The sequence below is a fragment of the Sphaerisporangium sp. NPDC005289 genome, from assembly GCF_040607455.1.
GTDB lineage: Bacteria > Actinomycetota > Actinomycetes > Streptosporangiales > Streptosporangiaceae > Sphaerisporangium > Sphaerisporangium rhizosphaerae.
This window is the reverse complement of record NZ_JBEXGS010000004.1, coordinates 106,988-119,746: the sequence shown is the minus strand read 5'-3', so window position 1 is coordinate 119,746 and position 12,759 is coordinate 106,988. Positions and strand designations below refer to the sequence as shown.

Genomic DNA, 12,759 nt, shown 5'->3' with positions numbered 1-12,759 from the left:
GTCCTCTTAGTACTTCAGCAGGTTGGCGTCGTCCACCGACGCGGACCTGCGGGTTCGGAAGATCGTCACGATGATCGCGAGACCGACGACGACCTCGGCGGCGGCCACGATCATCACGAAGAACGCGATGATCTGGCCTTCCAGGTTGCCGTGCTGCCGGGCGAAGGTGACGAAAGCCAGGTTGCACGCGTTGAGCATCAGCTCCACGCACATGAACACGACGATGGCGTTGCGGCGTACCAGCACGCCGACGGCGCCGATGGCGAACAGCAGCGCGGACAGCACCAGGTAGTGGGTGGTCACTTGCCTTCCTCCTCGACGGGGCGGTCGGCGGCCGGGCCGGCCGTCTGGGCGGCCTTGGGCTTGTCCTGCTCGTCGACCGGCGCCTCGGGCGGCTCGGCGACCGCCTGGACGACCTTCGGCCGCTCGGTGCGGACGCCGCTCTCGGCGACCCTCCTGATGGCCTCCGCCAGTCTCGGGTTGTCCGGGAGGCGGCCGTCCTCGACGTCGTGCCGGGCGATGACCCGGTTGACCGACAGCTCCGAGACCGTGCCGTCGGGCAGCAGGGCGGGCATGTCGATCGCGTTGTGCCGGGCGTAGGTGCCCGGGCCGGGCAGCGGGGCCGGGTGGTCGCCGAGGAAGCGGGCGCGCGCCAGGTCCTTCTGCGTCGGCTTGGGCTCGCTGCGCTCGCGGTGCGCCAGCACCATCGCGCCGAGCGCGGCGGTGATGAGCAGCGCGGAGGTGACCTCGAAGGCGAAGACGTACCGGGTGAAGATGAGGCGGGCGAGCGTCGGGACGTTGCCGCCGTCCGCGCTGACCGCCGCGCTCAGCCCGGTCGGCGCGCCGATCACGGCGTTGCCGATGCCGGCCGCCAGCAGCACGGCGAAGCCGAGCCCGGCGATGACCGCCCAGAAGCGCTGTCCCTTGATCGTCTCGACCAGCGAGTCGGAGGAGTCGACGCCGACCAGCATCAGCACGAACAGGAACAGCATCATGACCGCGCCGGTGTAGACGATGATCTGCACCACGGCGAGGAACGGGGCGTCCTGCACGGCGTACAGCACCGCCAGCGAGAGCATGACCACGCCCAGCATGAGCGCGGAGTACACCGCCTTGCGGCTGAAGACGAGCCCGAACGCCGCGGCCACCGAGACGACCGCCAGCACCCAGAACGTGATCGTTTCACCCATTGCTACGGCCCAACCGGTAGTAGTCCTCTTCGGTGTCGCCGAGGCGCATGGGGTGCGGGGGCGCCTCCATGCCGGGACCCAGCGGCGCGAGCAGCATCTCCTTGGTGTAGATGAGGCTCTCACGGCTTGAGTCCGCGAGCTCGTACTCGTTGGTCATCGTGAGCGCCCGTGTCGGGCACGCCTCGATGCACAGGCCGCACAGGATGCACCGCAGATAGTTGATCTGGTACGTCCTGCCGTACCGCTCGCCCGGCGAGAAACGCTCCGCGTCGGTGTTGTCGGCGCCCTCCACGAAGATGGCGTCGGCGGGACAGGCCCAGGCGCACAGCTCGCACCCGACGCACTTCTCCAGCCCGTCCGGCCAGCGGTTCAGCTGGTGACGGCCGTGGAACCGAGGAGCGGTGGGCTTCTTCTCCTCGGGGTAGTTCACCGTCACCGGCTTCTTGAACATGTGGTGGAAGGTGACGCCGAACCCCTTCACGGGGTTCAGGAAATCAGTTAGTCCCACTGGGGACCTCCTTGCGTCCGTTGACGCCGTGGTAGTGCGGCAGGTCGAGGGCCGGCACCGGGAACCCGCCGGCGGTGGGCTCGGCGCGCAGCTGCTCGAACTCGGCCTCCACCTCCGCCGCCTTGGCCTCCCTGCGACGCTGGTTGACCGTGTCGAACCGGAAATAGATGGCCAGGCATCCGACGACGACGACCGCGACGACGACGAGCACCAGGTTGCGCTGGCCCTCGGCGACGCGCAGGGCGCGGACGGTGGCCACCAGCAGGATCCACGCCAGGTTCAGCGGGATCAGGACCTTCCAGCCGAAGTGCATGAGCTGGTCGTAGCGGATGCGCGGCAGCGAGGCGCGCACCCAGATGAAGAACGCGAACACCAGCACGAGCTTGACGAAGAACCACAGCATGGGCCACCAGCCGACGTTGGCCCCGTCCCACAGCGAGATGGGCCACGGGGCCCGCCACCCGCCGAGGAACAGCGTGATGCACAGGCCCGACACGGTGAACACGTTGGCGTACTCGGCGAGCATGAACATCGCGAACTTCAGCGACGAGGAGTACTCGGTGTGGAAGCCGCCGACCAGCTCGCCCTCGCCCTCGGGGAGGTCGAACGGCACGCGGTTGGTCTCGCCGAGCATCGTGATCACGTAGATCAGGAACGACGGGATCAGCAGGATGGCGTACCAGGACGGCAGCGGGATGTCGAGCCCGAAGGCGTGCCAGGAGCCGCCGGAGGCCTGCTTGCCGACGATCTCGGAGGTGGACAGCGTGCCGGCGAACAGGAACACCGCCACGAACGACAGGCCCATCGCGATCTCGTAGGAGATGACCTGGGCCGTCGAGCGCAGGCCGCCCAGCACCGCGTACGGCGAGCGCGAGCCCCAGCCGGCGAGCACGATGCCGTAGACGCCGATGGAGGCCATCGCCAGCACCAGCAGCACGGCGACCGGCAGGTCGGTGAGCTGGAGCGGGGTGCGCACGCCGAACATCGACACCACCGGCCCGAACGGGATGATGGAGTACGACAGGAAGGCCGGCACCGCGATGATGATCGGGGCGAGGATGTAGACGAGCTTGTCGACGGTCCTCGGGAGGATGTCCTCCTTGAGTCCCATCTTGATGCCGTCCGCAACCGACTGCAGCAGGCCGAACTTGCCCGCGCGGTTCGGGCCGTAGCGGTGCTGCATGCGCGAGATGAGCTTGCGCTCGGTCCACACGCCGAACAGCACGCCCAGCATCAGGAACACGAAGATGAAGACGGCCTTGATGATGGAGATCCACAAGGGATCCTTGCCGAAGTCGGCCAGGGTGGGCCCGGCCGGATCGGCGACGAGCAGAGGCCCTGTCATTGGTCGCTCACCAACTCCTCGTTCGCTGCGCGGGCGGCGCGTGCTCCGCCGGCCACTTCGCTCACAGCGCAGGCTGCGCCGCTCATGAGCCACTCCCGATCTTGACGATGTCACCGGCCACGGCGCGCAGGTCCCGGGTGACCGAGCAGCCGGCCGAGTTGGCCGGCACCCACACGACGCGGTCGGGCAGGTCGGCCACCCGCGCGGGCAGCGTGACGGCGCCGCCCTCCGTGGTGATCGTGACCTTACCGCTGTCGAGCGCGCCGATCTCGGCGGCCGTGGTCTCCGACATCAGCGCCTCGACGGCCCGGCCCGTTCCGGCCAGGTAGGGCTCGCCGTCCTGCAGGCGGCCGGAGTCCAGCAGCAGGTGCCAGGTGGCCAGGACGGCCTCGCCCGCGGCCGGCTCGGCGTGGGCGCCGCCACTGACGGCGGGGGCGCTCACGCGGACGCCGCGCCAGGCGCCGATGGCCGCGAGCTCGCGGCGGGCGGCGGCGGCGTCGGGCAGGCCCAGGTGGACGTCCATGTGGTCGCCGAGGGCGGCGATGGCGCGCAGGTCGCTCATCACGCCCGGCACCTCGATGGCCCGCTCGAAGGAGCGGCCGCGGCCCTCCCAGTCGACGAACGTGCCGCTCTTCTCGGTGACGGCCGCGATGGGCAGCACGACGTCGGCGCGGTCGGTGACGGCGCTGGCGCGCATCTCCAGGGAGACGACGAACGGGGTGTTCTCCAGGGCGGCGAGCGTCGCCTCGGGGTCGGCCAGGTCGTAGGGGTCCACGCCGCCGACGACCAGCGCGTCCAGCTCGCCGGTGAGCGCGGCGGCGAGGATGGCGCCGGTGTCGCGCCCGGGGGCGTCGGGCAGGCCGGCGACGTTCCAGGCGCGGGCGATCTCGGCGCGGGCGGCCTCGTCGGAGACCGGGCGGCCGATCGGCAGCAGGTTCGGCATCGCGCCGGCCTCGACGGCGCCGCGCTCACCGGCCCGGCGGGGCACCCAGGCGAGCCGGGCGCCGGAGGTGGCGCTCAGCCGCAGGACGGCGGACAGGGCGCCGCGGGAGGTGGCGAGCCGCTCGCCGACCATGATGACCGTGCCGGGCTGCTTGAGCGCCCCGGCGGCGGCGGAGGCGCCGGAGATCAGCTCGCCCAGGGCCTCGGCCTCGGCGCCGGGCGTCGTGCGCACCAGCGTGCCGCCCATCTTGGCCAGGCCGGGGGTGGCGAACGGGGCCACGGAGAAGACCTTCACGCCGCGCTTGCGCCACGCCTTGCGCAGGCGCAGGAAGACCATCGGCGACTCCTCCTCGGGCTCGAACCCGACGAGCAGGACGGCCGGGGCCTTCTCCAGGTCGGCGTAGGAGACCTCGATGCCCTTGCCCGCCACCGCGTGGGCCAGGAACTCCGACTCCTCCTCCGACAGGGGGCGGGCGCGGAAGTCGACGTCGTTGGTGCCGAGCGCGACGCGCGCGAACTTGGCGTAGGCGTAGGCGTCCTCGACGGTCACCCGGCCGCCGACCAGCACGCCGGCCTTGCCGCGCGCCCGGGACAGGCCCTCGGCGGCGGCGGTCAGGGCCTCAGGCCAGGAGGCGGGGCGCAGGTAGCCCTCGGCGTCGCGGACCAGCGGCGTCTGCAGGCGGTCGGGCTCGGTGGTGTAGGAGAAGGCCCACCGGCCCTTGTCGCAGTTCCACTCCTCGTTGACCTGCGGGTCGTCCACGGCGAGGCGGCGGGTGACCCGGCCGCGGCGGTGGTCGGTGCGCAGCTCGCAGCCGCTCGCGCAGTGCTCGCAGGCGCTCGGGGTCGACACCAGGTCGAACGGCCGGGCGCGGAAGCGGTAGGCGGCGCCGGTGAGTGCGCCCACCGGGCAGATCTGGATGGTGTTGCCGGAGAAGTACGACTCGAACGGCTCGCCGTTGGCGACGCCGACCTGCTCGGCGGCGCCGCGCTCGAAGAAGTCGATCAGCGGGTCGCCGGCGATCTCATCGGAGAAGCGGATGCAACGGGCGCACTGGACGCAGCGCTCGCGGTCGAGCAGCACCTCGGTGGACAGCGGGATGGGCTTCTCGAAGGTGCGCTTGCTCTCGTGGAACCGGGACTCGCCCTGGCCGTTCGACATGGCCTGGTTCTGCAGGGGGCACTCGCCGCCCTTGTCGCAGACCGGGCAGTCGAGCGGGTGGTTCATGAGCAGCAGCTCCATGACCCCGCGCTGGGCCTTCTCGGCGACCGGCGAGGTGAGCTGCGTCTGCACGACCATGCCCTGGGCGACTTCGATGGCGCAGGACGGCTGCGGCTTGGGGAAGCCGCGGCCGTTGCCGGCGTCGGTGATGTCCACCAGGCACTGGCGGCAGTTGGCCGCCGGCTCCAGCAGCGGGTGGTCGCAGAACCGCGGGATCTGGATGCCCAGCAGCTCGGCCGCCCGGATGATCAGCGTGCCCTTCGGGACGGTGACCTGGAAGCCGTCGATGGTGAGGGTCAGCATGTCCACCGGCTGCTCGACCGGCCCTGCCGAGGATGTCTGAACGGTCATGCGGAGGCCCCCCACACGGTGGACGCCGCCCGGTCGAACGGGCATCCGCCGATCTCGAAGTGCTTGAGGTATTCGTCGCGGAAGTGCTTCACCGACGAGTGGATCGGGCTGGTCGCGCCGTCGCCGAGGGCGCAGAACGATCGGCCGAGGATGTTGTCGGCGATGTCGGTGATCGTGCCGAGGTCCTCCTCGTTGCCCTGGCCCTTCTCCAGCCGCCTGAGCACCTGCTTGAGCCAGTAGGTGCCCTCGCGGCAGGGGGTGCACTTGCCGCAGGACTCGTGCGCGTAGAACTCGGTCCAGCGCAGCACGGCGCGGACCACGCAGGTGGTCTCGTCGAAGATCTGCAGCGCGCGGGTGCCGAGCATGGACCCCTTGGCGCCGACCGACTCGAAGTCGAGGGGCACGTCCAGGTGCTCGTCGGTGAAGATCGGCGTGGAGGACCCGCCCGGCGTCCAGAACTTCAGCCGGTGGCCCTCCCGGACGCCGCCCGCCATGTCCAGCAGCTCGCGCAGGGTGATGCCCAGCGGCGCCTCGTACTGGCCGGGGCGGGTGACGTGGCCGCTCAGGGAGAAGATGCCGAAGCCCTTGGACTTCTCGGTGCCCATCGAGGCGAACCAGTCGGCGCCGTTGGCGACGATGCTGGGAACGCTGGCGACCGACTCGACGTTGTTGATGACGGTGGGACACGCGTAAAGACCCGCGACCGCGGGGAAGGGGGGCTTGAGACGGGGTTGGCCTCTGTAACCTTCCAGCGAGTCGAGCAGGGCGGTCTCCTCGCCGCAGATGTAGGCGCCCGCTCCGCTGTGCACGACGAGCTCCAGGTCGTAGCCGGAGCCGAAGATGTCGGTGCCGAGGTAGCCCTTCTCGTACGCCTCGCGCACGGCCGCCTGCACGCGGCGGATGACGTGCAGCACCTCGCCGCGCACGTAGATGAAGGCCTGGTTCGCGCGGATGGCGTAGGCGGTGATGATGACGCCCTCGACCAGCGAGTGGGGGTTGGCCATCATGAGCGGGATGTCCTTGCAGGTGCCCGGCTCGGACTCGTCGGCGTTGACCACCAGGTAGTGCGCCTTGCCGTCGCCCTGCGGGATGAAGCCCCACTTCATGCCGGTCGGGAAGCCGGCGCCGCCCCGGCCGCGCAGGCCGGAGTCCTTGACCGCCTTGATGATGGCGTCGGGCTCCATGCCCAGCGCCTTCTTGGCCGCGGAGTACTCGCCGTAGCCCTGGAGGGTGAAGGAGTCCGCCCGATCCCAGTTCGCGGTGAGGACCGGAGTCAGAGTGGTCATTCCGAGGCCCCCTTCGGTGCCGTCCAGCCGTTCGCCTTGGCGATCTTCAGGCCCTCGAGCGAGGGGCCGGCGGCCGAGGGGCCGTCGCCGGCCTGGCCGTCGGGCAGGCCCGCGAGCACGCGCGAGGCGTCCTTGAACGAGCACAGGCGGCCCGGGCCGCGGGTCGGCGTGACCTCCTTGCCGGCGCGCAGGTCGTCGACCAGCCGCTTGGCGGTCTCGGGGGTCTGGTTGTCGAAGAACTCCCAGTTGACCATCATGACCGGCGCGAAGTCGCAGGCCGCGTTGCACTCGATGCGCTCGAGGGAGACCTTGCCGTCGGCGGTGGTGTCGCCGTTGCCGACGCCGACGTGCTCGCTGAGCTCGTCCCAGATCTGGTCGCCGCCCATGATCGCGCACAGCGCGTTGATGCAGACGCCCACGTGGTACTCGCCGGCGGGCTTGCGCTTGTACATCGTGTAGAAGGTCGAGACGCCCACGACCTCGGCCTTGCTCAGGCCGAGCATCTCGGCGCAGAACTCCTGGCCGGCGTCGGAGACGTAGCCGTCCTCCGCCTGCACCAGGTGCAGCAGCGGCAGCAGCGCCGAGCGGGTCTTCGGGTAGCGTCCGATGATCTCTTTCGCGTCGCGTTCGAGACGCTCGCGGACTTCCGGCGAATAGGTCGTCACCGGTCCACACCTCCCATGACCGGGTCGATCGAGGCGACCGCGGCGATGACGTCGGCGACCATGCCGCCCTCGCAGGTCGCGGGCACGGCCTGCAGGTTCGTGAACGAAGGGTCGCGGAAGTGTACGCGATAGGGGCGGGTGCCCCCGTCGCTCACGACGTGGGCGCCGAGCTCGCCTCGGGGCGACTCCACCGGCACGTACGCCTGTCCCGCCGGGACCCGGAAGCCCTCGGTCACCAGCTTGAAGTGGTGGATGAGCGCCTCCATGGAGCTGCTCATGATGTGGGCGATGTGGTCGGGCGAGTTGCCGAGGCCGTCGGGGCCGAGCGCGAGCTGCGACGGCCAGCCGATCTTCTTGTCCTCGATCATGACGGGCTTGCCCTTGAGCTCCGAGCCGGACAGCCGGTCGAGGCACTGACCGATGATCTTGAGGGACTCCTCCATCTCGGCCACGCGCACCAGGTAGCGGCCGTAGACGTCGCAGGTGGTCTCGGTGGGGACCTCGAAGTCGTAGGTCTCGTAGCCGCAGTAGGGCTGCGACTTGCGGAGGTCCCACGGCAGGCCCGCCGCCCGGAGCATGGGCCCGGTGATGCCCAGGGCCATGCAGCCGGTGAGGTCGAGGTAGGCGACGTCCTTGGTGCGCCGGGTGTAGGCCGGGTTGGCGTCCAGCAGCTTGCGCATCTCTTTGATGCGGCCCGGCATGACCTTGAGGAACTCGCCGATCTTGTCGACGGCGCCGGCGGGCAGGTCGACCGAGACGCCGCCCGGCCGCACGTAGGCCATGTTCATGCGCAGGCCGGTGATGTACTCGAACAGGTCGAGCACCATCTCGCGCTCACGGAAGCCGAACAGCATCGGCGTGGTCGCGCCGAGCTCCAGGCCGAAGGTCGCGATGGCCACCAGGTGGGAGGAGATGCGGTTGAGCTCCATCATCATGACCCGGATGGTCTGCGCGCGCAGCGGCACCCGCTCGGAGATGCCGAGAAGCTTCTCGACCGCCAGGCAGTACGCCGTCTCGTTGAAGATCGGCGAGAGGTAGTCCATGCGGGTGACGAACGTGACCCCCTGGGTCCACGTCCGGAACTCCATGTTCTTCTCGATGCCGGTGTGCAGGTAGCCGATCACCGTGCGGGCCTCGGTGACGGTCTCGCCGTCGAGGGTCAGCACCAGGCGCAGCACGCCGTGGGTCGAGGGGTGCTGCGGGCCCATGTTGATGACCAGGCGCTCTTCGGACGACTCGGCGACCGCGTCGACCACCTGGTCCCAGTCCTGCCCGTTGACGTTGTAGACCCGGCCCTCGGTGACGTCCTGCTCGTCCCGGGTGGTCTCACCGTCGTGGATGGCGGTCATGCGTACGACCTCCTGTTGTCCGGCGAGGGGATGGTGGCGCCGCGGTACTGGACCGGGATGCCGCCGAGCGGGTAGTCCTTGCGCTGCGGGTGGCCGTCCCAGTCGTCGGGCATCTCGATGCGGGTGAGGGCCGGGTGGCCGTCGAAGACGATGCCGAAGAAGTCGTAGGTCTCGCGTTCGTGCCAGTCGTGCGTCGGGTACAGCGACACCGTGGACGGAATATGCGGATCTGCGTCGGGGCAAGAGGCTTCGACCCGAATGCGCCGGTTGTGGGTGATCGAGCACAGGTGATACACCGCGTGCAGTTCGGCGCCGGTCTCGTCGGGATAGTGCACGCCCGAGACGCCGAGGGAGAGCTCGAAGCGCAGCGCCAGATCGTCGCGCAGGTGGCGCATGACCTCCACCAGCCGCTCGCGCGCCACGTGGATCGTCAGCTCGCCGCGGTCGACGACCACGCGCTCGACCATGCCCTCGAAGGCGTCCCCCGCCGCGCTCTCGAGCGCGTCGGCCACGTCGTCGAAGTAGCCGCCGTAGGGCCGGGCGCTGGACAGCTGCGGGGCCCGGCGCACGACCAGGCGGCCGTATCCGGAGGTGTCACCGGAGTCGGAGGCGCCGAACATGCCCCGGCGGGCGATCGGCTCCTCGGGCACTCCGGGAAGGTTGTCAGTGCTCATTTCGAGGTCCCCTGATCGATGAGCGGAAGCGACCGCAGAGCCCGCAGTTCCAGCTCGTCGATCTGCTTGGCGCGGTGGGCGCCGAACTTCATGTTCTGGATCTTGTCGTGCAGCTTGACGATCGCGTCGATGAGCATCTCGGGGCGCGGCGGGCAGCCGGGCAGGTAGATGTCCACCGGCACGACGTGGTCGACGCCCTGCACGATCGCGTAGTTGTTGAACATGCCGCCGCTGGACGCGCACACGCCCATGGCGATGACCCACTTGGGCTCGGCCATCTGGTCGTAGATCTGGCGCAGCACCGGCGCCATCTTCTGCGACAGGCGCCCGGCCACGATCATCAGGTCGGCCTGGCGGGGGGACGCCGAGGCGCGCTCCATGCCGAACCGGGCGAGGTCGTGGTTGGGGCCGCCGGTGGCCATCAGCTCGATGGCGCAGCAGGCCAGGCCGAACGTGGCCGGCCACACGGAGTTCTTCCGCGCCCATCCGGCCGCCTGCTCCACGGTGGACAGGATGAACCCGCTGGGCAGTTTCTCTTCGAGACCCATCTCAGTGCTTCCTCTCGCGCGCCTCCGGCACGCTGCCTCTCAGTCCCAGTCCAGGCCGCGGCGACGCCACACGTAGGCGTAGGCGACCAGCACGGTGACGATGAACAGCACCATCTCGACCAGCCCGAAGACCCCGAGCTTGTCGAAAGCGACCGCCCACGGATAAAGGAAGATGATCTCGATGTCGAACACGATGAAGAGCATCGCCGTGATCATGTACTTCAGGGGGAACCGGCCGCCGCCCACGGGCTGCGGGGTCGGCTCGATGCCGCATTCGTAGGCGTCGAGCTTGGCGCGGTTCCAGCGCTTGGGGCCGGTGAAGGGCGCGATTCCCACGGAGAAGACGGCGAAGCCCGCCGCGAGAACCGCGAGCACCAGGATCGGCACGTACAGTTCCATCGCTTATGCGTCCCCTCTGAGCGCTGTGGCTTTCTTCGATCGGTTGACGAGTCTAGGCAGGGCGATCATCGATCTTCGTTCCGGGTGCTGGGTCATGCCGGCGGCGTGACCTTGGACAGGGCGTTGATGACCCGGTCTGTCGCATCGCCCCGCCGGTCCGTGAGATTAGCAAGGAGCTTGAGAGCGATTCGCATCAGAGTGGGATGTGGCAGACCGTGCCGCGTGAGGAACCCCATGACGCCCGGCTTGCCGATGGCCTCGACGAACAGCCGTCCCAGGGTGAAGTAGCCGCCGTAGACGTCCTTGAGGGTCTCGGGGTAGGCGCGCAGCGCCCGCTCCCGCTGCGCGGGGGTCAGGCCCGACAGGGCCGTGGCGATCGTGTCGGCGGCGATGCGCCCGGTCTCCATGGCGTAGGCGATGCCCTCGCCGTTGAACGGGTTGATCATGCCGCCGGCGTCGCCGACCAGGACCAATCCCCGGGTGTAGTGCGGCTGGCGGTTGAAGGCCATCGGCAGAGCGGCGCCGCGGATCGGCCCCGTCATGGTCTCCTCGGAGAACCCCCACTCGGAGGGCATGTTCTTCACCCAGCGGCGCAGCAGGTCGCGGTAGTCCAGGTGCTGGAACGCCTCGCTGGTGTTGAGCAGGCCGAGCCCGACGTTGCTGGTGCCGTCGCCGACGCCGAACACCCAGCCGTAGCCGGGCAGCAGCCGCGCCTGGCCGTCGTCGCCGGTGTCCCACAGCTCCAGCCACGACTCCAGCCAGTCGTCGTCGTGGCGCGGGCTGGTGAAGTAGGTGCGCACGGCGACGCCCATCGGACGGTCGTCGCGCCGGTGCAGGCCCATCGCCAGGGACATCCGCGTGGAGTTGCCGTCGGCCGCGACGACCAGGCGCGAGCGGTAGGTGACCTGCTCGCCGTCCTTCTTGGCGGTGACGCCGACGACGTGGCCGCTGCGCTCGTCCAGGACGGGCCCGGTGACGTTGACGCCCTGCAGAACGGTGGCGCCGCCGCGCTCGGCGTGCCCGGCGAGGATCTCGTCGAAGTCCATGCGGGTGCGCACGAGGCCGAAGCCGGGATAGCTCGACAGCTCGGGCCACGGCAGTTCGAGGCGCAGGCCGCCGCCGATGACGCGCAGCCCCTTGTTGCGGATCCACCCCGGGGCGTCGATGTCGACGCCCATGTCGATCAGCTCTTTGACGGCGCGTGGGGTGAGGCCGTCCCCGCAGACCTTCTCGCGCGGGAAGCGCGTCTTCTCGAGCAGCAGCACGTTCAAGCCGGCCTGTGCGAGATAGAAGGCCGTGGTCGAACCCGCGGGCCCGGCGCCGACGACGATGACGTCGGCATCCGCCGCGGGGACTGACTCGCTCACGGGACCTGTCCTGTCGTGGATGTCGAGGGCCTTGGGATCGGGGCCTTCGTTCCTTTGTGAACTACTTCACAAACTTGTCGGCGGAAGTCTAACCCTTTTTCCCTGCCCGCTGTCAGATGGAGCTTACCTACTCATCCGCGGTCGGCTTAACCGCCCTGTGCAAGGCCACCACGCCCAGGGACAGATTGCGCCACTGGACGCCCCGCCACCCGGCCTCGGCCACCAGCCGGGCCAGGGCCGGCTGGTCGGGCCAGGCGCGGATCGACTCGGCGAGGTACTCGTAGGAGTCGGGGTTGGAGCTCACCACCCGCGCGACCGGCGGCAACAGTTTCATCAGGTACTGCGTGTAGACCAGCTCGAACGGCTTGACGGTCGGCCGGGAGAACTCGCACACCACCAGCCGCCCGCCCGGACGGGTCACCCGCAGCATCTCGCGCAGCGCATCGACGGTGTCGTTGACGTTGCGCAGGCCGAAGGAGATCGTCACCGCGTCGAAGACGCCGTCGGCGAATGGAAGTTTCAGCGCGTCGCCCCCGATGAACGTCACGCCGCGCACCCCGCCGCCGGCCAGGCCGGAGCCGCCGTGCCGGGCCGCGCCCGTGCGCAGCATGCCGAGGGAGAAGTCGCACGCGATGGCCCGCGCGCCGAGGCCGGTGAAGGTGTCGGTCGAGGTGCCGGTGCCCGCGGCCAGGTCGAGGACGAGCTCGCCGGGGCCGGCGTCCACCGCGGCGGCGGTCGCCTTGCGCCAGAGCCGGTCCTGCCCGAGGGACAGCACGTCGTTGACCAGGTCGTAGCGCCGGGCCGTGCGGTCGAACATCGCCGCGACCTCGTGCGGCCGTTTGTCCAGGGAGGCACGCGTCATGGCGACAAGCTTAGTGGGCATGCACGCATCCACCCGAAGTAGTCACCCGGTCAC

At 69.8% G+C, this 12,759-nt stretch carries 13 protein-coding genes; all 13 read right to left on the bottom strand.

Translation table 11 applies throughout. From position 1 onward, the window contains the following. Positions 1-6: 6 nt before the first annotated feature. Positions 7-303 (bottom strand): NADH-quinone oxidoreductase subunit NuoK, encoded by a 297-nt coding sequence (gene nuoK, locus ABZT47_RS08950; protein WP_354837848.1) that lies wholly within the window; start codon positions 301-303, stop codon positions 7-9. Next, complete coding sequence (locus ABZT47_RS08945; RefSeq protein ID WP_354837846.1) at positions 300-1,190, bottom strand: NADH-quinone oxidoreductase subunit J; 891 nt, start codon at positions 1,188-1,190, stop codon at positions 300-302. The genes nuoK and ABZT47_RS08945 overlap by 4 nt, the downstream gene beginning before the upstream one ends. Then, positions 1,183-1,698, bottom strand: a complete 516-nt coding sequence (gene nuoI / locus ABZT47_RS08940; protein ID WP_354837844.1) for an NADH-quinone oxidoreductase subunit NuoI — start codon at positions 1,696-1,698, stop codon at positions 1,183-1,185. Before nuoI ends, ABZT47_RS08945 begins: the two co-directional genes overlap by 8 nt. Next, complete coding sequence (gene nuoH / locus ABZT47_RS08935) at positions 1,685-3,043, bottom strand: NADH-quinone oxidoreductase subunit NuoH (protein WP_354837842.1); 1,359 nt, start codon at positions 3,041-3,043, stop codon at positions 1,685-1,687. Before nuoH ends, nuoI begins: the two co-directional genes overlap by 14 nt. Positions 3,044-3,125: 82 nt before the next feature. Continuing rightward, positions 3,126-5,555: an NADH-quinone oxidoreductase subunit G gene (locus tag ABZT47_RS08930; RefSeq protein ID WP_354837840.1), complete on the bottom strand. Its 2,430-nt coding sequence runs from the start codon at positions 5,553-5,555 to the stop codon at positions 3,126-3,128. Beyond that, positions 5,552-6,841: an NADH-quinone oxidoreductase subunit NuoF gene (gene nuoF / locus ABZT47_RS08925; RefSeq protein ID WP_354837838.1), complete on the bottom strand. Its 1,290-nt coding sequence runs from the start codon at positions 6,839-6,841 to the stop codon at positions 5,552-5,554. Before nuoF ends, ABZT47_RS08930 begins: the two co-directional genes overlap by 4 nt. Further along, positions 6,838-7,506 carry an NADH-quinone oxidoreductase subunit NuoE gene (nuoE, locus tag ABZT47_RS08920; RefSeq protein ID WP_354837836.1) on the bottom strand — a complete coding sequence of 223 codons (669 nt, stop codon included), beginning with the start codon at positions 7,504-7,506 and terminating at the stop codon, positions 6,838-6,840. The genes nuoF and nuoE overlap by 4 nt, the downstream gene beginning before the upstream one ends. After that, entirely contained in the window at positions 7,503-8,855 is a 1,353-nt protein-coding gene (locus tag ABZT47_RS08915) for an NADH-quinone oxidoreductase subunit D (RefSeq protein ID WP_354837834.1), read from the bottom strand. The genes nuoE and ABZT47_RS08915 overlap by 4 nt, the downstream gene beginning before the upstream one ends. After that, positions 8,852-9,529, bottom strand: a complete 678-nt coding sequence (locus ABZT47_RS08910; protein WP_354837832.1) for an NADH-quinone oxidoreductase subunit C — start codon at positions 9,527-9,529, stop codon at positions 8,852-8,854. The genes ABZT47_RS08915 and ABZT47_RS08910 overlap by 4 nt, the downstream gene beginning before the upstream one ends. Next, positions 9,526-10,077 (bottom strand): NADH-quinone oxidoreductase subunit B family protein, encoded by a 552-nt coding sequence (locus tag ABZT47_RS08905; RefSeq protein WP_354837830.1) that lies wholly within the window; start codon positions 10,075-10,077, stop codon positions 9,526-9,528. Before ABZT47_RS08905 ends, ABZT47_RS08910 begins: the two co-directional genes overlap by 4 nt. Positions 10,078-10,116: 39 nt before the next feature. Continuing rightward, positions 10,117-10,476, bottom strand: coding sequence for an NADH-quinone oxidoreductase subunit A (locus tag ABZT47_RS08900; protein WP_036325316.1), 360 nt, complete (start codon positions 10,474-10,476; stop codon positions 10,117-10,119). Between the two features lie 92 nt (positions 10,477-10,568). Next, complete coding sequence (locus tag ABZT47_RS08895) at positions 10,569-11,843, bottom strand: geranylgeranyl reductase family protein (protein WP_354837828.1); 1,275 nt, start codon at positions 11,841-11,843, stop codon at positions 10,569-10,571. A gap of 127 nt (positions 11,844-11,970) precedes the next feature. Beyond that, entirely contained in the window at positions 11,971-12,705 is a 735-nt protein-coding gene (locus tag ABZT47_RS08890) for a demethylmenaquinone methyltransferase (RefSeq protein WP_354837826.1), read from the bottom strand. Between the last annotated feature and the right edge of the window lie 54 nt (positions 12,706-12,759).

Bases quoted from the DNA above. Each gene is read 5' to 3' on its own strand.
- ABZT47_RS08945 (WP_354837846.1), bottom strand. From the start codon at position 1,190: ATGGGTGAAACGATCACGTTCTGGGTGCTGGCGGTCGTCTCGGTGGCC.
- nuoH (WP_354837842.1), bottom strand. From the start codon at position 3,043: ATGACAGGGCCTCTGCTCGTCGCCGATCCGGCCGGGCCCACCCTGGCC.
- ABZT47_RS08930 (WP_354837840.1), bottom strand. From the start codon at position 5,555: ATGACCGTTCAGACATCCTCGGCAGGGCCGGTCGAGCAGCCGGTGGAC.
- nuoF (WP_354837838.1), bottom strand. From the start codon at position 6,841: ATGACCACTCTGACTCCGGTCCTCACCGCGAACTGGGATCGGGCGGAC.
- ABZT47_RS08915 (WP_354837834.1), bottom strand. From the start codon at position 8,855: ATGACCGCCATCCACGACGGTGAGACCACCCGGGACGAGCAGGACGTC.
- ABZT47_RS08910 (WP_354837832.1), bottom strand. From the start codon at position 9,529: ATGAGCACTGACAACCTTCCCGGAGTGCCCGAGGAGCCGATCGCCCGC.
- ABZT47_RS08905 (WP_354837830.1), bottom strand. From the start codon at position 10,077: ATGGGTCTCGAAGAGAAACTGCCCAGCGGGTTCATCCTGTCCACCGTG.
- ABZT47_RS08900 (WP_036325316.1), bottom strand. From the start codon at position 10,476: ATGGAACTGTACGTGCCGATCCTGGTGCTCGCGGTTCTCGCGGCGGGC.
- ABZT47_RS08890 (WP_354837826.1), bottom strand. From the start codon at position 12,705: ATGACGCGTGCCTCCCTGGACAAACGGCCGCACGAGGTCGCGGCGATG.